The sequence below is a fragment of the Intrasporangium mesophilum genome (genome assembly GCF_054783095.1).
This window is the reverse complement of record NZ_BAAGRF010000029.1, coordinates 103,588-122,317: the sequence shown is the minus strand read 5'-3', so window position 1 is coordinate 122,317 and position 18,730 is coordinate 103,588. Positions and strand designations below refer to the sequence as shown.

Here is an 18,730-nt window from a genome sequence, read left to right as displayed (position 1 = left end):
GTCCGAGCCGGGTCGAGTGGAATCCCGGGTCGTATGCCGTCTCGCCGGCTCTCGGGGAGGGTGCCGTCAGGTGCGTCTGGCGAGGGCGGCCAGCTCGTCGCGGGAGAGTCCGGTGCGCGACATGGCGAGGGCCGGGTCGACGGCGCCGCAGTCGAGACCGCGCAGCACGAAGTCGGCGAGAGCGCGGGCGGTCGCCGGCTCGTCCATGAACTCGGACGCTCGGCGCGCGACGTAGTTGCCGAGCCTCGTCGCCGCCGCGTCGAATCCCTTGCGGTAGAAGGCGAAGACGGCCGCGTACCTCGTCGGCAGCTGAGCCGGGTGAAGGTCCCATCCCTGGTAGAAGCCGCGTGCCAGGGACCGCCCGACCAGCCGGTGGTGAAGGGCCCAGGCGTGGGCGAGGGCCTCCGGGCTGCCGACGGGGATGACGTTCGTGGACCCGTCGGAGAGGCGCACGCCCGTCTCTGCGGCGGCCACCTGCATGACGGCCTTGGCGTGGTCGGCAGCAGGGTGGTCCATCGCCTGGAACTCGGCGGCGATGCCGAGGGAGGCGGAGTAGTCGTACGTGCCGTAGTGCAGGCCCGTGCACCGGCCGGCGGAGACGTGGATCATGCGGGCCACCAGCGCGGTGCCGTCGGGACCGAGGATCGACTGTGGGGTCTCGACCTGGATCTCGAAGCCGATGGGGGTGCCGAGGGCGAGGTCGTGCTCCAGGCGGTCGGCGGCGTGGACCATCGCCTCCACCTGTGCGACGCTCGTCACCTTGGGTAGCGTGACCACGAACCCGCTTGGGAGAGAACCGTCTTCGGCGACCGCCTCGAGGAAGCGGGCCAGAGTGCGCAGGCCCCGGCGACGGGTCGGCGCCTCGAACGACTTGAACCGGATGCCCGTGAACGGTGGGGCCGTGCCATCGGCCAGGGAGTCGCGCAGCAGGGCCGCGGCGCGGTCGACGGCCGCGTCTTCGTCGGCGTCCGCGTGGTTGCCGTAGCCGTCCTCGAAGTCGATGCGAAGGTCTTCGATGGGCTCGGTCGCGAGCTTGCGGCGCACAGCCTCCTCGATCTCCGGGTCACCGACCAGCTCGGAGAACGTGTCGGCGTGGAAGTCGAGACTCTCCGCCGCAGCCGCACCCCACGCGGCCACCAGGTCAGGCTCGAGGCGGTCGGCCGGGACGTAGACGGTGTGAACCGGCTGCCGTCCGGCGCGAAGGCCCGGGTAGCGGGACGCGAGATCGCGGTCGGCCTCGAGCAGGAGGTCGTCGAGGGCGTCGGCCAGAGAGCCGATGTCCAGACGATCGCGCTGGTGAGTCGGGGTGGGCTGGTCGTTCCCAGGCATGGCGGCACTCCCTTGTGCAGAAATTCTGTTCTGCGGATAGTAACTTCTGCAATGCGGAAGTCAACGAGCGCGCCATGCCACGGACAGGGAGGCGGGCGCTTCACCCGCCGGACGGCATACGGCCCCGCGTCAGGCCGTCGTCAGATCCTCAGCGGTGTCAGGGCGTCAGGGAGGAGGCGAACCGGCCGAGCGCGTCGTCCCAGCGGTGCTTGTCGTTCGCGCCGTCTTCGGCGATGCCGAGGCCCTCGTGGTAGAGGTCGACGCGCGTGCTCTCCCCGTCGGGTTTGAGCTGGAGGTCGACGATGCTCAGCGGGCCGTCCTCGTGCGGATGCCAGGACACGCGGATCTGCTCGAGCGGGTGGTAGCTGCGCACGACACCGCACGGTCCCTCCGCGCTGTGCCACGACTCACCCTTGCTCCCGAGCACCACGCCGGTCCCGAGCAGGGCCTGCGTCCCACCGGGACTGACCAGGTGCCGCCAGACCTGGTCGACGGGCGCAGGCACGCTGACGCTCGCGTGCACGCCCGCGGGTGATCCCTCGAGCTCGGCGTCCTCAGGGATCGACTGCGTTGAACTGCTCATGGGCACCTCCGGGTCACGCGGCCGGCCCCTGATGGGCCGGACCCACCACAGACAGTCGACCAAAGGTTGGCGCCGATGACAATGCCCAAATGTCCTGACCCCGTCGCCCGTCGGCGTGTCGTCTGGAACGTCCCGTTCGAGGTGTTCGGTTCGAGGTGTGACGTCGGTCGATGCGGCGACTCTGTACCTCGATCCGAATACCTCGAGTCCGGCTCAGCCGGTGAAGCCGGCTCGTCGCAGGGCGTCGGCCATCGCGCCGTCGTACGGCCCGTCATCGCCTCGACGCCCGCGCTGGCCGCCCTGCTGCCCTTCCTGCTGCCCGCCACGTCCGCCCTGCTGCCCACCGTGCTGGCTGCCGCGGCCTCGTCGCGTGCCCTGGTCGCCGGCCCGCGACGCAGCCGACCCGCCCGAACCCGTCGCACCCGTCGCACCCGTCGAGTCGGGCGAGGCGGCACCAGGCACCTCGTCGTCGAGGCGCAGCGTGAGTGAGATCCGCTTGCGGGCGACGTCGACGGCGAGCACCTTGCAGGTCACCACGTCGCCGGGCTTGACGACCTCCCGCGGGTCCGACACGAACCGACGGGACAGCGCCGAGACATGGGCCAGGCCGTCCTGGTGCACCCCCACGTCGATGAAGGCGCCGAAGGCAGCGACGTTGGTGACGACACCCTCCAGCGTCATCCCGGGCCGGAGATCCTTCAGCTCCTCGACGCCGTCCCGAAAGGTCGCCGTGCGGAACGCCGGGCGCGGGTCACGGCCCGGCTTGTCGAGCTCGGACAGGATGTCGGTCACGGTGGGTAGCCCGAAGGTCTCGTCGACGAAGGTGGCCGGCCGGATCGCCTGCAGCGCAACGGTGTTGCCGATCAGCTGCTTCAGCTCGAAGCCGGTGTCAGCGAGAATGCGCCGCACGACCGGGTAGGCCTCAGGGTGCACCGCCGAGGAGTCGAGGGGGTCGTCGCCGTCCGCGATCCGCAGGAAGCCCGCAGCCTGCTCGAAGGCCTTGGCCCCGAGCCGCGGCACATCCTTGAGCGCGGCACGGGTGCGGAACGGGCCGTTCGCGTCCCGGTGCGCGACGATATGGTCCGCCAGACCCGCCGTGATGCCCGAGACCCGTGTGAGCAGGGGAGCGGAGGCCGTGTTGACGTCGACCCCCACCGCGTTCACACAGTCCTCGACGACGGCGTCGAGGGACCGTGACAGGGCGGTCTGCGGCAGGTCGTGCTGGTACTGGCCGACACCGATCGACCTGGGGTCGATCTTGACGAGCTCGGCGAGCGGGTCCTGCAGGCGCCTTGCGATGGAGACCGCCCCGCGCAGCGATACGTCGAGGCCGGGCAGCTCCTCCGAGGCATACGCGGACGCCGAGTAGACCGAGGCTCCGGCCTCGGACACGACGGCTGTCGTGAGACGAAGCTCGGGGCGGCGCTTGACGAGGTCGGACGCGAGCCGATCGGTCTCGCGTGATGCGGTGCCGTTGCCGATCGCGACCAGCTCGACCGAGTGGGCGGCACAGAGCTTCGCCAGGGTGTCGATGGAGCGGTCCCACTGGTTCTGCGGGACGTGCGGGTAGATCACATCGGTTGCCACGACCTTGCCGGTGGCGTCGACGACCGCCACCTTGACGCCGGTGCGAAAGCCCGGGTCGAGACCCATGGTCGCGCGGCTTCCGGCCGGGGCCGCGAGCAGCAGGTCGCGCAGGTTGGCGGCGAACACTCGCACCGCCTCGTCCTCGGCGGCCTTCCTCAGCCGCATCCGGACGTCGATGCCGAGGTGGACGAGGATCTTGGTCCGCCAGGCCCATCGGACGGTCTCGCCGAGCCACCGGTCGGCCGGACGGCCCTGGTCGGCGATCCCGAACCGGGCAGCGACGGCCCGCTCGTACGTGGTCGCGAGGGTGCCGGGCGTCGGTGCCAGCGTGGCCGCCGCGTCGCCGGGCTCGGGCGTCGGGTCCACGCTGACCGTGAGCACGTCCTCCTTCTCGCCGCGGAACATCGCCAGCACCCGGTGGGACGGCATACGGGACAGGGGCTCGGAGAAGCTGAAGTAGTCCGCGAACTTCGCGCCCTCGGTCTCCTTGCCGTCGCGCACGGTCGCGGCGAGGTGGCCGCTCTTCCAGAGCCGCTCGCGCAGCTCGCCGACGAGGTCGGCGTCCTCGGCGAACCGTTCGACGAGGATCGCGCGGGCGCCGTCGAGCGCCGCACCGGTGTCGGAGACGCCCGTGGCCCCGTCGACGTATGCCGCTGCCGCCTCCGCCGGGGTCAGGGCCGGGTCCGCGAGCAGGGCGTCGGCGAGCGGCTCGAGGCCGGCCTCACGGGCGATCTGGGCCTTGGTGCGGCGCTTGGGCTTGTACGGCAGGTAGATGTCCTCGAGGCGGGCCTTGGTCTCGGCCGCGAGCACCTGGGCGCGCAGCTCGTCGGTCAGCTTGCCCTGGTCGTCGATCGACGACAGGACGCTGGCTCGGCGTTCCTCGAGCTCGCGTAGGTAACCGAGCCGCTCCTCGAGCGTGCGCAGCTGAGCGTCGTCGAGACCTCCGGTGACCTCTTTGCGGTATCGGGCGACAAAGGGGACAGTCGACCCTCCGTCGAGCAGCCCCACGGCTGCCCGCACCTGGCCGTCACGGACACCGAGCTCCTCGGCGATCCGGTGCTCGATCGACTGCACTGCCACATCTGCTCCTTGCGACGACTACGCGAGACCCGCATTCTGCCGGGGCCGCTGCTGCGGCCGACCGGCGGGCCCGCGGGGATGGACAGCGTAGGCCGGGCGCTCAGCCGATGATGGGCCACCGCGGGGTGGTGCGAGGGTCACGGTGCTGCTCGAACCAGTCGAGCGCCCGGAGCACGCCGACGTCGTCGAAACGCCGGCCCGAGACCTGCAGACCGATCGTGCGACCGTCAGCGGTGAAGCCGCAGTTGGTCGTGCCTGCGGGTTGGCCGGACAGGTTGAATGGGGCGGTGAAGCCGATGTGCGACATGGCCTCGTCACCCTCGCCCCAGGGCATCGGCCACTCGGCGGGAAAGGCGACCATCGGGGCGACCGGAGACAGGACGATGTCGAACCGCTCGGTCCGGGCCGTGGTCGCCTGCTGGATCGCCATGATGCTCGAGTAGTCGCGCAGGACCGTACGGCCGTCGACGTCCCGCGCGGCCTCGACCCACCTACGGATGAAGGGCAGCACGAGTTCGCGCGCCTGCGGGTCGAGCGACTCCAGCTCGACAAGGGATCTGACCCGCCAGAACTGGTCGAGGTCCTCGAGCCACTCCTGCCGCATGAACGGCGCGACCGGCATGACGGTCGCCCCGGCATTCTCGAAGACCCCCGCCGCGGCCTCGACCGCAGACCGGATCTGCGGGTCGACGGGGCGTCCGCACCCGGCGTCGAGGTGCAGGCCCACCGTCAACGTGGCCGGGTCGAGGTCCTCGGTGTGCAGGACCGGGTCGAGGTGCTCCGGCGGCAGGCTCGTCCAGTCGCGGGCATCCGGCCGGCTGAGCACCGACAGGAGCAGCGCGGCGTCCGGCGCCGACCTCGTGATCGGTCCGGCGACGCGACCGAGGTAGGGGGTCTCGAGGGGCACACGGCCGGCGCTGGGCTTGAGGGTGGTCAGCCCGAGCCAGGTGCCGGGGAGGCGGATCGAGCCGCCGATGTCGGTGCCGACGTGCAGGGGCCCGTAGCCCGCAGCCGCGGCGGCCCCAGCGCCGGAGCTCGAGCCACCGGTCGTGAGCATCGGGTCCCACGGTGAACGGGTGATGCCATGCAGGCTCGAGACCCCGGAGCTCAACATGCCCCAGTCGGGCATGACGGTCGAGCCCAGGATGATGCCGCCCGCCTCCTCGAGTCGTTCGACGACAGGACTGCTGCGCGTCGGGACGGTGGCCGTCACTCCCGCGTTGCCGGACGGCATCGGGACACCGGCGCGCGCGAGGTTCTCCTTCACCGTGACCGGAACGCCGTCGAGCAGCCCACGCGGTATGCCGTCGTGCCAGCGGCGCTCGCTGGCGACCGCTGCCTCGACAGCGGCCCGCAGGTCGTGGACCCAGAAGGCGTTGAGGTCGGGCTCGCGTGCGGTAACGATGTCGGCTACGTCCCTGACCACCTCGACAGGGGACAGCGACCCTTCCGCGAAGCGCTCGAGGAGCTCCGTGGCGGGGAGAGCGGCGGGGCGGAGGTCGGGCAACGGCACTCCTCTCGTCGCTGCGGACTCGGCGACCTGCCTGGTCCCGGCACCGGACCCGTGGGGGATGACGGGTCTCCCACGCTACCCGTGTGGATAACGCGCCCGGACTGTCACCGCTCGCCGCCATCCTCGACTCATGCGATTCGCCGACCTTCCGAACGACTGGGCCCAGCGGCCGATCACCGACCCCGAGATCCTCGAAGGGGTCGTCGACCTCATCGCCACCGAGGAGTCGCGGTCCGACGGCGCGACCTACGTCCTGCTGTGCCATGAGAACCAGCGGCTGCTCCAGCCCATCTGCCTGCCCGACGAGCCCCGCCGGATGGAGCCGGTGGAGGTGCTCGAGGGCCTGACGAAGCTTCTGGCGGAGGCGGCAAGGCAGGATGTCCACGACGTCGTCATGGTGATCGCACGGCCTGGGCGGGCGGTTCCGACGCCTCGTGATCTTGACCGGCGCGCCGCCTTCGAGGGCGCGTGCCGAAGCACCGGCTTCGTGCTGCACGCGGTCGCCGTCGCGGCTCCTGGCGAGGTGTTCACCCTCCCGCCCGACGACGGGCGCGCCGCAGCCTGACCGGCACGGACGTCGCCGCCTTGACGGCAGCCACGGACGTGAGGCCTGTGGGACGAGGTCTGGCCAACTTCGTCGACTCCAAGCCACCAACCGCTCGACGGTCGCGGGTAGCGTCCGACGCGATGGCCGCCGCCCGGTGTCCATGTGTCGGCACAGGGAGACCCGATGGCTGAGCAGACCCGAAGAGCTCGTACGGTCATGCGTCGTTATCGCGCAGACATCGGCGGGTCCTGGTGGGGCGCGCTCGTCGTCGTGACCGTGGTCCTCGGCTTCGTGGGGCGCGGCGACGGTGGGTTCTGGGGCGCGTTCCTGTGGAGCGTCGTCGGGTTCGTCGTCGGCACGCTCATCGCCATCGCGATGTCCTCACGAGTGGTCGGTGCTCGGAGCGAGGCGGAGGCCTTCGCCGATGTCGACGTCGCCTCCGGCGATGGGACCGCGCGATGAGGTGGCTGATGATGTGCGTGGCCATCGTGCTCGGCGCCGGGATCACCTGGCTGTTGACGGTGCGGCGAGTCACCCGCCAGGTGACTCTGTCGTCCGCCACGGCCAACGGATCAGGGGAACGCCCGCCTCGAGCCGACGTGCTGGGCAACGAGGCGGCGATGGACGAGGCAGCGACGGACGAGGCAGCGACGGACGAGGCAGAGGGCTTCGGCGGCGCCACGACGCAAGAGAGCTCGTCGCGCATGGGATGGGACCGGACCTCTCAGGACGAGGACGCACTCTTCCCTCATGACCTCCATGCCGGCGACCGCGGGGTGACGGGCGTGCCCCCGATCCAGGGGGCGACACCGAACGGCGATCTTGCCGGGGTCACGGCTCCAGGCGCCGGCGCAGATCCTTCGCTGACGCCCGTCGACGAGGGCCCGACTGTGGGCGACCTCGGCCCAGAGCTCGGCGCCCCGGAGCGGGACGATCCCGAGGCCGCTGCAGGCGAGCCAGAGAGCGGCGGAGCGCACGTCACCGAGTCCGCGACGCCCGCAGCTAACGACGATCCACCTGTCCCCGGCCCCGCAGGCGTCCGCTGAGCCCGGGTCGTCACCGGTGTCTGCTGGAGTCCACGGCGACGGCCGGGCGGCTCTCAGCGCTGGACCAGCACGGCCCTCGCCTCGCGAACCGTGACAGGCGTAGCCGGCTGTCGCACGGTCACCGTGTCAGGGACAGCCACCCACTGCCCGTTGTCGATGCGGAACTCGCCGCCGAAGGTGACGTCGACTCGGGAGCTGAACCGGCCCGGTCGTGTGTAGGTGTGGACGATGTCACCGCCTGGATAGGTCCCGCCTGAGGAGTCGGTGGGACCGAGGGTCTCTCCGTCGCCGAACGAGTAGACGAAGCCCTTCAGAGTCGGGCGGATCTCGACGCGGTACCCGAACATGGTTGCCGGGTCTATGACGTCGACCTCTCCAGGTTGGTAACCATCGGCCTCCCACTGGACCCGGAAGAAGGTCCTGAGGTTCACCAACGTCGTATCGCCCTCGGGCTGCGACCGAACCCTCGCCTTCGCCCATACCGTGTTGTGGAATGCCTTCAGGATCATCGCGACGGTCGGCATCGTCGCGGCTCCGGGCACCATCTCAGGAAGACAGGTGGTTCCGATGTGGATCCAGCCCGCCAGATCCGAGTTGCCTGCAGGGGGACGCAGGGGCTTCCCGGCCGGGTCGACCCACATTCTGAAGACGTCGACAAGCGGTCCGGTGCCCTGGGCCACGGAGTTGCCCGCGCACGCGTCTACGGCCGCCTGGTAACAGATGCCGGATGACCCGAGGCCACCGATGTCGCACGCTGCGATGGCTGTGCGGTACGTCCATCGAGGGGAGCGGTCCGCCAACGCAGTGTCGTATTCGTCTCGGAGAGACCGGAGCTCATGCAGAGACAGCGTTGCGCTTGCCCCTCCCTTGTCGACCGCCCCTCCGATATCACCCGCCCACACTAGGTGTGGGACCAAGCAGGCAAGGCAGCTGAGCACGAAGACGAGGATCGTTCGCCGCGCCGCTCGCAAGCTTGGTGTCATGACACCGGACGGATGTCGATGAGCAGCCACCCGGAGTTGGTCCAGGAGAGAAAGTAGATCAAGCTCAGTCGCTTCTCCGAGTACGACTCATGGATCTGCCTCTGTTTGTCGATGACGTGACGCGTGTGCTGTTGAACCCGGGCAAAGACTCGTTGCAGCCCGTCTTGGGAGTTGAGGGCATGGACCATCGACGTCGACCCAGGTATGCCGTCGTATCGCCAGCCCTTCGTGAGGTACGCCGCGGCGTCTTTGACGGCACTTGCGCAGGCCTTCGCCCGTGCCAGATCGCACAGGGGTCTCAGGACCGCAGGGTCGGGGATCGTCCAGGCGCGGTTCCACTGGTCCATGAAGTACTCGACGAAGGCTTCGGCACCGTCTGCGCTGTGTTGGCGGGCCGCCGTCGGGAGCCCGTCGGGAAACGTCGGCGCCGGCCGTGCTGCTGGAACGGCCGCAGAGGCCAGGCTTGTCGGCCCGGCTGCGGTCGTGGTTGTCGCCGTCGCATCGGCGGTCACCCGTGTGATGCCGACGGGGCCGGTTGGACTCTCTGGGCCGGATGCGGAGCACGCGGCAAGCGCGACCAGCGCCACGAGCGCGGCGAAGGTGACGGCATACCTCCTCGGTGGCCGGCCTGGGCTGGTCCCGGATGCGCGCATCTGTGTCCCCTGACTCGTTCGCGTGGCGAAGCGTGTGGTTGCGATGGTATGAGATAATTTGTCGCTGGATGCCAACGTCTCACGATCTTCCCCGATCACCGCGTTACGCCGCGGACCTGGTCCACAGCCCTGCCCTCAGTCCTAGTAACCTGACAGCGCGAGTCAGGGCACTGGATCGCGACAAACAGGGGGCGTCGGACGACGGGATCCGAAGTCCGCACGGGCGACACACCCGTGAGTTCGGATCATCGCCGACCGGCAGGTAACCTTTTCCGCGGTCCTGTGCGCACCTCCACGCGTGCAGTAGCTATATCGCCCGTCACATGGGCGTTGCGAGGGAGCCCCATGACACGCACCGACAGTGTCGACGTCAAGCGTTGGCGCGCGAAGTACGCGCTCATCGAGCGTGCCGCCGAGGCGGACAAGGACGCCCAAGCACTGTTCGCCGAGCTCGACACCGAACGGTCCTCGCGCAACAACGAGCTGCGAGAGATCCTCGCCGACCTCACCGCGTCCAACGACCTGCTCGCCTTCAAGGAGTCGATGAACCACTGGGCCCGCAAGGACGGCCCGTACGTCGGCTTCGCAGCGATCGGCGGCCCGTGGCTCGCCGCGCTCGTGCGTCGCGCCGAGGAGGACTACGCCGAGGTCGTGGGCCTGCTCAAGCTCACCCTCCAGACGCCCGCCTCGCCGCAGGACGCCTCGGACAAGCTCCAGGCGGTCGACGCGTTCCTCGCGCGTGGCGGCGCGCGGGGCCAGCGGGCCCCCGGCCCGGGGGCGACGGCATACGTCCTCTCGCTCTTCTGGTCGACAGACGACGCGGGCGCCTGGCCGCTGATGTGGGAGAACGCGCCCCACACGCTCCAGCGCCTCGGCTGGCTCGAGCGGGGCCTGAGCCACGCCGAGCGGTACGTCGCGTTCGCTGACCTGTGCGCAGCGCTGCGCCCCGAGGACCCGCGTTATGCCGCACGCATCCTCTGGTACTTCAAGGAGACCGAGGCGTTCGTGGGCATCGCGCCCAAGGCGCTCGACATGTGCGTGGAGGCCGCGGAGATCGCGGCGGACTTCCGCCCCGCGACCGGCTACTCCAGCGGCAAGCGCGAGGACCGCGCCGGCGACCTTGCCCGCCAGCTGCGCGGCGAGGCCGACCACATCTCCGACAGCCTCATCGAGCGGCTCTCGAGCGAGACGGGGCTCTATCTGGAGGCGCCGACGCTGGCGCTGCAGCAGTACGCCAGCGAGGACTCGGCCTACCGCTCCGACCTGTATGCCGCGTGGATCCTCGTCGGCGGCGCCGGCGCGCCCGGCTTCCGCCTGTGGGTCACCCCGTCGGGCGTCGCGTTCGGCCTGCACGGGGGCTGGGAGGGCGAGTCCGACGAGCAGCACCGCGAGGTGGGCCTGCTCGTCCAGCAGCACCTCCCGCGGGGGCTCAACTTCATCAAGGTGCACGACGACGGCCGCACCGACCGCCTCGAGGTCGTGGGCCGGGACTACCCGTCGGGCGAGGCCTTCGTCGGCCGCTGGTGGAAGGGCGACACCGCGATCGGCCGGGCGGACTTCGCCGACGACATCATCTCCACCGCCCGCGCACTCACGCCGCTCCTTCGGTTCATGACCTCCAGCCAGCGCGGTGGCGCCGACGACCCGAGCCTCGAGCTGTCGGCGATCATCGACCTCGAGACCGAGCTCGAGATCTTCACCGCCGAGCGGCCGTACCCGACCGAGCGCGACGCGTGGCACCAGGAGCAGCGGCGGATCTTCGCGGCGTGCCTGTCGCGCGAGGGTCTCGAGGACTTCGACCTGCCCACGTTCAAGCGCATCGTGTCGACGCGCGGCTACGGCGACATCGGCGCCCAGTCGGTCCTCATCAGCTCGATCAACGCCCTCGACGCCGCGGGCATCGATGAGCTGCGGCTCGTGGTGCGCGAGCTGCTCTGGGGCGAGGGCCGGGACGAGGAGCGGATCAACCGGGTCCTCGGCACCGACGACATGCCCGTGCAGGGGTTCGGCGAGAGCGTCGTGCTCAAGCTGTTCGCCATCGCCCACCCCGAGCACTGGCTGCCACTGTTCACACTGGGTGGTGACTCCGGCAAGGTCGCGATGCTGACCCGCCTCGGCGGCCCGGCGCGCTGGACCGAGGGCAAGTCGCGCGGGCGCATGCACGTCGAGACGAACGCGCTGCTGCGCCAGATGTTCGACCCGCTGCTGCCCGAGGACCCGTGGGGCCAGGCTCAGCTGGCTCACTGGCTCATGCGCCGCTCCGACAAGGCGCTCATGCCCGACCACGACGCGCTGGGTGACGCCGCGTCCGACCTGCTCATCGGCGAGGAGTTCCTGCGCGAGATCAAGTCGCTGCTCGAGGAGAAGAAGCAGGTCATCTTCTACGGTCCGCCGGGCACCGGCAAGACGTACCTCGCGCAGCGGTTCGCGGCAGCCCTGCAGCCCGACCCGGCCAAGCGCGACATCGTCCAGTTCCACCCGAGCAGCTCCTACGAGGACTTCTTCGAGGGGTTCCGGCCGCAGATCGACCACCAGGGCCAGATGGTCTACGAGCTGCGCAAGGGCCCGCTGGCGCTGCTCGCCGAGGCGGCGGAGGCCGACCCGCTCACGCCGCACATCATGATCATCGACGAGATCAACCGCGCGAACCTCCCGCGTGTCTTCGGCGAGCTGCTGTTCCTGCTCGAGTACCGCTCGCACTCGGTGAAGACCTCCTACCGCCCGGACGAGGGCTTCGAGCTGCCCCCGAACCTCTACTTCATCGGGACGATGAACACCGCAGACCGGTCGATCGCGCTCGTCGACGCGGCCCTGCGCCGGCGCTTCGACTTCGTGCCGTTCATGCCGCACGACGGGCCCATGGAGGGCCTGCTGCGCCGCTGGCTGGAAGCGCACGGTGGACCGGTATGGGTCGCAGACCTGGTCGACCGGGTCAACGAGGATCTCCGGCGAGCCCTTCGCGGACCGCACCTGCAGATCGGGCACTCTTACTTCATGCGACCGGGCCTCGACGACGACGAGACGACGCTGCGTCGCATCTGGGACTACAACGTCTACCCGTTCATCGAGGACCAGCTGTACGGCCGGGAGCACGAGCTGGCGCAGTTCCGCTGGGAGAACGTCCGTGCCCGCTATGGCCAGTTCGACCTGACGCGCCCGTGACGCCGGCCGCCGACTCGCCGGTTGCGTTGCGATGAGCACGATCGAGCTGCCCCCGATCCCCGAGCACGGCCGCTCGGGGGCGGTTCGGCTGTCCCACGAGACGCGCGCCGCGCTCGTGGCCGCTGCCGGCGACCGGCTGATCATCCATGCCACGGCCGACCCGGACGTCGTGACGATCGGCGCGACCAGCTGGGTCGGTGCCCTCGCGGTCCCGGGCCTGGTCGTGCGGGTCATGCCGAGGGTCTCGGTCACGAACTTCTTCGCGATGCTCAGCGCGGGGGTGTCGCCCGAGTCGTTCGAGCACGAGCAAGTGACGTGGAGCGACACGGACGAGCTCATCGACGGCGTCGCCTACTTCGCGATCCGGCTCATCGACAACGCGACGATGCGGGGCCTCGTGCACGGCTACGTCGCCCGTGACGAGCGGATGAAGACCATCCGGGGCCGCCTTCTCGTCGAGGAGTTCGCCCGGCGCCCGTGGAGTGCTGCGGAGCCTCAGTGCCGGTATGACGACTTCACCTCCGACATCTCCGAGAACCAGCTCTTCCGGTGCACCCTGCAGGCCATGCTTGCCTGGCCGCAGCTGGCCCCTGAGGTCCGCCGCGAGGCCCTGCGCCTGCTCGGGCGCTTCGACGGTGTCAGCGACACGCCCGCGACCAAGCATCAGGTCCCGGTCCCGATCACGAGGCTCAACGAGCACTACGCCGACGCGATCCGCTTGTCGCGCATGGTGCTTCAGGCCATGTCGCTGAGCCACGAGGCGGGCGACCAGCAGGCCAACAGCCTCATGGTCGACATGGACGACCTGTTCCGTCGCTGGATCGTGCAGGAGCTGGACTTCCGGCTGGCGCCCGAGCTGCGCATCGAGAGCGACGAGGACGTGTGGCTCGACGAGGGCCGCGCGGTCACCATGGCCCCCGACCTCATCGTGCGGCGGGGGACCGAGGTCGTCCTCGTCGGCGACGCCACCTACTCGATGGGAGCCGACGGCTACCTGGCCTCCCGCGACTACGTGTCCCTCGTCGCCTACACGACGGCGATGGGCCTGCCCACAGGCCTGCTCGTGCATTGCAACAGCGACCGCACGCCGGAGTCCGAGATCGTCATCCGCAACGCCGGCACCCGCATCCTGTGCCGGCCGATCCGCCTCGACGGGTCGTATGCCGCTGTGCGCAAGTCGCTGGACTCGCTGGCCGACCTGGTGCGCGAGCTTGCCGACGCGCCAGGGGAGTTCGAGATCCCGACCCTGATCCGCGCGCGCCGCTGACCCGGGGTCGGGCTGTCTCACAGATCACACTCCTACGGGTTGTAGTAGATCTGCGTCGACTACTACGCTCTGTAGTACCGACAGAGAAGCTGCCGGAACCAATATCGAGTTCTGGAGTTGAGCACCATGGCCACCATCCACCGAGACACCCCCACACGGGGTAGCGCGAACGTCCCTGCCGCCGACCCGACCAAGGGCGTCGTCACGTTCCAGGAAGAGGTGGTCCGCTCGCGCGTGGCCCGTCGCTTCCTCGCCGGCCTGCGACTCGTCCTCGGCTTCACCTTCCTGTGGGCCTTCGTGGACAAGCTGTTCGGCCTCGGCTACGCCACACCGTCGGCCAGGGCCTGGATCAACGGCGGCACCCCGGCCCAGGGCTTCATGAAGCACGCTGAAGGCCCCTTCGGCCAGTTCTTCGCGAACATCGCCGGCCCGTGGGCCGACTGGCTGTTCATGGCCGGCCTGCTCGGCATCGGCGTCGCGCTGATGACCGGCGCGGGCCTCAAGATCGCCGCCTGGACCGGCGCCCTGCTCCTCGCCCTCATGTACCTGGCCGAGTTCCCCCTCGGTGCAGAGGGCATGACCAACCCGCTCGTCGACAGCCACTGGATTGAGGCCCTCGGCATCGCAGTCGTCGCCGCGACCTACGCAGGCGACACCTGGGGCCTCGGGAAGTGGTGGGGCCGCCACGTCGGTAACGGCTTCCTGAGGTGAGTGGGTCCGGTGGCCGCGAGATCCCCTGACCACGGCCACCCCGCACGGGCCCGACCGACCGGCCGGCCGGCCGGGCCCGAGCACACAGCGAAGGCGGTCCTCTCGGAGGACCGCCTTCCTGCATGCCCGGATCCGCTGCAGGTGCCGCCAGGGGCTCAGTCGGGCGTGAACGCGCAGAACTCGTTGCCCTCGGGGTCCTCCAGGACGGTCCAGCCGATCCCGCCGTCGCCCTTGTCGCGCACCACCGTCGCGCCGGCGGCGACGAGCCCCGCGAGGTCATCGGTGCTGACGTCGATGTGGATCCGGTTCTTCGTCGTCTTGGCCTCCGGTACCGTCCCGAACACGATCGTCTCGCAGGGGAGGCCCGGCACGCCCTCGAGGTAGCTGTAGCCGTCTGCTCGAGCGACATCCGCGCCGAGCACGCCGCCCCACCACAGGGCGAGCCGATGCGCGTCGTCCACCTCGCCTGCGACATCCCACACGAGCTCGTAGAAGCGGTTGGTGACCGGCTCGGCGCGGACGAAGACGCAGAACTCCTGCCCGTCGGGGTCCTGAAGGACCGTCCATCGCGGCTGCTCGTCGAAGACGACGGCGCCCGACCGCAGGGCGGGCTCGAGCGACTCGGCGTTGATGTCGATGTGCAGCCGGTTCTTCACGGTCTTGGGCTCGGGCACCCTGTTGAACCACACCATGACATGCTCGCCGACCCGCAGGCACGCGTCGCCGTCGTCATGGGGGTGTGACTCCCAGCCGAGCAGGGGGGCCCAGAAGTCCGACAGCGAAGGTGGGTCGGCGGCGTCGATGCAGAGGTCCTTGTACGTCGCGAGTGGCATTCTCCGACCGTAACGTCCCATCCGCGGGCCGGCCGCCCACGAGACCAGGGGGCGCAGCCTCCCGGGCGATGTCGGAGCCGGACGGCATACTCGCCACATGCAGCGCATCGACGGCCACCTCGTCCTCAGCCCCACGGACCTGACCAAGCACGTCGCGTGCGCGCACATCACCACGCTGGACCTTGACGCGCTCGACCACGGCACCGGCCCTGAGGTCGCCGTCGACGACTCGCTCAACCTCGTCTTCGCCAAGGGGCTCGAGCACGAGCGCGCGTATCTCGCGCAGCTGCGAGCCGACGGCCTCGACGTCGAGGACATCGCGCAGCTCGGCCTCAAAGGCCCGGCCGCTGAGGAGGCCACGCTCGAAGCGATGCACCGCGGCGTCGACGTGGTCTACCAGGCCACGTTCTTCGACGGTCACTGGGTGGGCCTGGCCGACTTCCTGCTGCGCGTCGACCTTCCGGACGGCGAGCGGAGCCTGCTCGGCCCGTGGCGCTACGACATCGCCGACACCAAGCTCGCCCGTCGGCTCAAGGTGCCCGCCCTGCTGCAGATGGCGACGTATGCCGCCCGGCTGGAGACGCTCCAGGGTGTGCCTCCGCAGTGGCTGACGGTCGTGACCGGCGACCAGCAGGCCCACCCGTGGCGGCTCGTCGATGTGGCGCCCTATGCGCGCCGGCGGCGGGCCGAGCTGCTCGACGCCATCGACCACCCGGCCCCCACGGAGGCCGTGCGCGTCCAGCACTGTGGCCAGTGCCGGTGGAAGGAGCGCTGTGCGAGCGAGTGGCTCGACCGGGACGACCTCATCCAGGTGGCTGGCATGCGCGCCGACCATCGGGCGCGCCTCATCGAGCTCGGCATCCCGACGGTTCGCGCGCTCGCTGAGTCTTCGGAGGTGCAGCTCGCCGGGGGGCTGTCGGTAGCCACTCGACGGCGGCTGCTCCAGCAGGCACGGCTGCAGGTGGCCGAGCGAGACTCGGGCGTGGCTCAGTTCGAGCTCCTCGATCCCGAGCCGGAGCGCGGCCTGCAGATGCTGCCGGCGCCCGACGAGGGTGATGTCTACCTCGACTTCGAGGGAGACCCGTGGGCCCAGGGCGGCGCCGGCCGGGAGTACCTCGCGGGCATCTGGACCCGGCAGGGGGAGTTCGTCGACTTCTGGGCGCACGACTTCGCCGAGGAGGGCCGGCTCACGACCGACCTCGTGGACTGGCTGACTGCGCGCTGGCAGCAGCACCCGTCGATGCACGTCTACCACTACGCGCCCTACGAGACGACGGCGCTCAAGCGTCTCGTCGGTCAGCACGCGACGCGTGAGGCCGAGTTGGACCAGCTGCTACGGCACGAGGTCTTCGTCGACCTGTACGCCGTGGTGCGACAGGGCGTCCGCATCAGCAAGGGCTCCTACTCCATCAAGAAGCTCGAGGAGTTCTACTGGGGTCACACCCGCTCCGCCGACGGCTCAGGAGTCGCGGACGGCCTGTCGTCCGTCGTCGAGTACGAACGCTGGCTCGCGGGCCGCGAAGACGGGGCACCCGACCAGGCGATCCTCGACGACATCCGGCGGTACAACGAGGAGGATGTCCGCTCGACGCTCGCCCTGCACGACTGGCTCGAGGACCGGCGGTCCGACCTGCAGGCCCGGGGGCACTCACTGACGCGGCCCGTTCCGGAGCCCCTGCGAGAGATCAGCGAGGAGGAGCGCGCCGAGATTCTCCTGGCTGAACGCCTCGTCGAGGCCGGTCACGAGCTGCTCGCCGGCTGCGTCGGCTGGCACCGCCGGGAGAAGCGGCCGGAGTGGTGGGACTTCTTCCACTACAAGGAGCTCGACACGGCTGAGCTCGTCGAGGACGGGACCGCGATCGGCGACCTCGGAGAGCCCGTCGAGGTCGGTCAGGTCAAGCTCTCACGGATCTGGCGCTACCCGTTCCCGCCGCAGGACTGTTCGGTCTCGATCGGCAAGTATGTCCCCGACGTCGACACCCACGTGCCTGTCGGCAAGGTGGTGGGCATCGACCCCGTGGCGGGCTGGATCGACCTGTCGATGAAGCGGACTCTCGACCCGCCCCGCCCGCGAGGGGTCGGCGGCCCGAGCCCGATCATGGATGCCGTCCTGCGCCAGTCCATCGCGCGGACCGGCGAGACCGTCCTGACGGGCGGGAGCAACCTCCCGGCGAGGCTCCTCGAGCGCGTCGTGCCTCCCGCCGAGGTGTTGGCCGTCCGGCCGGGAGAGACACCGAAGGACGCGGTGGTCCGGGTCGGGCTGTCGCTCGACGGCGAGGTGCTGGCGGTCCAAGGGCCACCGGGCACCGGAAAGACCTTCGCGGGGTCGGCGCTGGTTCGCGAGCTGCTCGACGCCGGTCTGCGTGTCGGCGTCACGGCCCAGTCCCACGCGGTCGTGCTCAACCTGCTCGACGAGGTCGCCCGACCCGCGTGGCACAAGGACGGCACGAACGCCGAGGAGGGTGAGGAGCCCGACGACCCGAACACCCTGATCCGGCACACGAAAGACAATGGCGCGATCGTCGAGGCTCTCCGGTCCGGTGAGGCGACCCTCGTGGGTGGCACCGCCTGGCTGTGGTCGCGCGAGGACCTGCAGGACTCGGTCGACGTGCTGGTGATCGACGAGGCGGGGCAGTTCTCGCTCGCCAACGCGGTGGCGGTGTCATCGGCGGCGAGGTCCCTTGTCCTGCTTGGAGATCCGCAGCAGCTGACCCAGCCGACGAAGGCCGTGCACCCCTATGGCTCCGGGGTCTCCGCCCTCGATCACCTCCGCATCGAGGGCGACGACGTCCACGACGTGATCCCGGCCGACCGAGGCATCTTCCTCGACCGCACGTACCGGATGCACCCCAGCCTCACGGCGTTCGTCTCAGAGCTCGCCTATGAAGGTCTGCTCGAGTCCGCCCCGGACCGCGGGCGGCTCGGTGTCGAGGCGCCGGGAGCTCTGTCGGGCAGCGGCCTGCGCTGGGCGCCCGTCGAGCACGCCATGGTTTCCGACCAGTCGAGCGACGACGAGGCGGTGGTCGTCCGCGACCTGGTGGCCGACCTGATCCAGGGCACCTGGACCTCTGCCGCGGGCGTGACCGCACCTGTCGGCCTCGACGACATCCTCGTCGTCGCCCCGTACAACGCCCAGGTCGCGACCTTGGCCAGGGCCTTGCCCGAGGGCAGCCGCATCGGCACCGTCGACAAGTTCCAGGGCCAGCAGGGCGCCGTCGTCATCTACTCGATGGCGAGCACGACCGCCTCGGCCGCGCCGCGCGGCGTGTCCTTCCTCTATGACCTGCACCGGCTCAACGTCGCGATCTCACGGGCCAAGGCGATGGCCGTCGTCGTCGGGAGCCCGCTGCTCATGGACGCCGCGGTCCACACGCCTGAGGAGCTGCGCGCAGTCAACGCCCTGTGCCGATTCGTCGACGAGGCCAAGCTCGTCTAG

General features: G+C 70.1%; 14 protein-coding genes. 7 read left to right on the top strand and 7 right to left on the bottom strand.

Annotation, left to right across the window (positions count from 1 at the left end):
- Positions 1-66: 66 nt before the first annotated feature.
- The 4 genes from ACYVLP_RS20465 to ACYVLP_RS20450 all read right to left on the bottom strand — a co-directional run bounded on the left by ACYVLP_RS20465 (position 67) and on the right by ACYVLP_RS20450 (position 6,092).
- Positions 67-1,329: a DUF6986 family protein gene (locus ACYVLP_RS20465; protein ID WP_460629160.1), complete on the bottom strand. Its 1,263-nt coding sequence runs from the start codon at positions 1,327-1,329 to the stop codon at positions 67-69.
- A gap of 157 nt (positions 1,330-1,486) precedes the next feature.
- On the bottom strand, positions 1,487-1,912 hold the full coding sequence (locus tag ACYVLP_RS20460; protein WP_460629159.1) for an SRPBCC domain-containing protein: 426 nt from the start codon (positions 1,910-1,912) through the stop codon (positions 1,487-1,489).
- A gap of 213 nt (positions 1,913-2,125) precedes the next feature.
- Positions 2,126-4,579: a Tex family protein gene (locus ACYVLP_RS20455; RefSeq protein ID WP_460629158.1), complete on the bottom strand. Its 2,454-nt coding sequence runs from the start codon at positions 4,577-4,579 to the stop codon at positions 2,126-2,128.
- A gap of 100 nt (positions 4,580-4,679) precedes the next feature.
- Positions 4,680-6,092, bottom strand: coding sequence for an amidase (locus ACYVLP_RS20450; protein ID WP_460629157.1), 1,413 nt, complete (start codon positions 6,090-6,092; stop codon positions 4,680-4,682).
- Positions 6,093-6,222: 130 nt separating this feature from the next.
- Between ACYVLP_RS20450 and ACYVLP_RS20445 the strand changes: the two genes are divergently transcribed.
- The 3 genes from ACYVLP_RS20445 (at position 6,223) to arfC (ending at position 7,685) form a co-directional block, all read left to right on the top strand.
- Positions 6,223-6,657: a hypothetical protein gene (locus tag ACYVLP_RS20445; RefSeq protein ID WP_460629156.1), complete on the top strand. Its 435-nt coding sequence runs from the start codon at positions 6,223-6,225 to the stop codon at positions 6,655-6,657.
- Between the two features lie 165 nt (positions 6,658-6,822).
- The gene (locus ACYVLP_RS20440) at positions 6,823-7,101 is read left to right on the top strand and encodes a hypothetical protein (RefSeq protein ID WP_460629155.1); all 279 of its coding nucleotides are present in this window, start codon (positions 6,823-6,825) and stop codon (positions 7,099-7,101) included.
- Positions 7,098-7,685: a channel accessory protein ArfC gene (gene arfC, locus ACYVLP_RS20435; RefSeq protein ID WP_460629154.1), complete on the top strand. Its 588-nt coding sequence runs from the start codon at positions 7,098-7,100 to the stop codon at positions 7,683-7,685. Before ACYVLP_RS20440 ends, arfC begins: the two co-directional genes overlap by 4 nt.
- Before the next feature lie 53 nt (positions 7,686-7,738).
- Here the strand turns inward: arfC and ACYVLP_RS20430 are convergent, their stop codons facing one another.
- Both ACYVLP_RS20430 and ACYVLP_RS20425 read right to left on the bottom strand, forming a co-directional pair.
- Positions 7,739-8,485, bottom strand: a complete 747-nt coding sequence (locus tag ACYVLP_RS20430; protein WP_460629153.1) for a hypothetical protein — start codon at positions 8,483-8,485, stop codon at positions 7,739-7,741.
- 179 nt (positions 8,486-8,664) lie between these two features.
- Entirely contained in the window at positions 8,665-9,321 is a 657-nt protein-coding gene (locus ACYVLP_RS20425; RefSeq protein WP_460629152.1) for a DUF6318 family protein, read from the bottom strand.
- 345 nt (positions 9,322-9,666) lie between these two features.
- Here ACYVLP_RS20425 and ACYVLP_RS20420 point away from each other — a divergent pair, with 345 nt between their 5' ends.
- From ACYVLP_RS20420 to ACYVLP_RS20410, 3 genes are all read left to right on the top strand, one after another.
- Positions 9,667-12,483: an McrB family protein gene (locus ACYVLP_RS20420; protein ID WP_460629151.1), complete on the top strand. Its 2,817-nt coding sequence runs from the start codon at positions 9,667-9,669 to the stop codon at positions 12,481-12,483.
- 31 nt (positions 12,484-12,514) lie between these two features.
- Complete coding sequence (locus ACYVLP_RS20415; protein ID WP_460629150.1) at positions 12,515-13,750, top strand: McrC family protein; 1,236 nt, start codon at positions 12,515-12,517, stop codon at positions 13,748-13,750.
- Between the two features lie 126 nt (positions 13,751-13,876).
- Entirely contained in the window at positions 13,877-14,461 is a 585-nt protein-coding gene (locus ACYVLP_RS20410; RefSeq protein WP_460629149.1) for a DoxX family protein, read from the top strand.
- Positions 14,462-14,616: 155 nt separating this feature from the next.
- Here ACYVLP_RS20410 and ACYVLP_RS20405 read toward each other — a convergent pair whose 3' ends face one another.
- Positions 14,617-15,294 (bottom strand): VOC family protein, encoded by a 678-nt coding sequence (locus ACYVLP_RS20405; protein ID WP_460629148.1) that lies wholly within the window; start codon positions 15,292-15,294, stop codon positions 14,617-14,619.
- 97 nt (positions 15,295-15,391) lie between these two features.
- Between ACYVLP_RS20405 and ACYVLP_RS20400 the strand changes: the two genes are divergently transcribed.
- A complete protein-coding gene (locus tag ACYVLP_RS20400) occupies positions 15,392-18,730 on the top strand; it encodes a TM0106 family RecB-like putative nuclease (protein WP_460629147.1) in 3,339 nt (1,112 codons plus the stop codon).